Origin of the sequence: Paraburkholderia sediminicola (genome assembly GCF_046026895.1) — a bacterium.
Classification (GTDB): domain Bacteria; phylum Pseudomonadota; class Gammaproteobacteria; order Burkholderiales; family Burkholderiaceae; genus Paraburkholderia; species Paraburkholderia sediminicola_C.
Window position 1 is genome coordinate 1 of record NZ_JAQQEU010000277.1, and the last position, 556, is coordinate 556.

At 60.3% G+C, this 556-nt stretch carries 1 pseudogene; it reads right to left on the reverse strand.

Going from position 1 to position 556, the window contains the following annotated elements:
- Positions 1-40 precede the first annotated feature (40 nt).
- A pseudogene (locus PQR02_RS40730) lies at positions 41-556 on the reverse strand (DDE-type integrase/transposase/recombinase); the annotation flags it as partial.

The following is a 556-nucleotide window of genomic DNA, read 5'->3' on the forward strand; positions in this document are numbered from 1 at the left end:
AATTGTTTGAGACGCAATAGCGGAGAGGACGCACGCTTGCTCAGAAAACGGACGGAACCTGGGTGGCCTCAGTGAAACGATGCCAGTCGGCGAAGCGTGCGGCGAGCTGTTTGCGATAGAGTGCGGCGCGTAGCAGGTGCCGCTTGAGCGCGAAGTGCTGACGGATCGGACCGAAGCTCGATAAGAAGACCTGCGTGCGTTCGGGATCGCGGAAGCCACGCACGCCCCGAAGGAAGTCCCCTTGGGGGATGCGTCGCTCGCGTTCGTGCGTCGGCTGATGACTGTTTTCGGCCGGTTATTGACCCGCGCGCTGTCTTTGACGAAGACATGCCTGACGTGAGCCAGTTCGGGAATCTCGGCTTTCGCCGCCGGATAGCTGCGCAGCTGGTCGGTTACGATCTTGCGCGGTGCTTCAGCACATGAGGCAAAGCACGCGCTTGAAAAACCGCTTCGCTGCAGCCTTGTCACGGCGCTTCTATAGCGGGATATCAAGTTCAGCCCCGTGCTGATCGACGGCGCGCCACAAAAGATAAGGCTCGCCGCGCAACGTCACAAA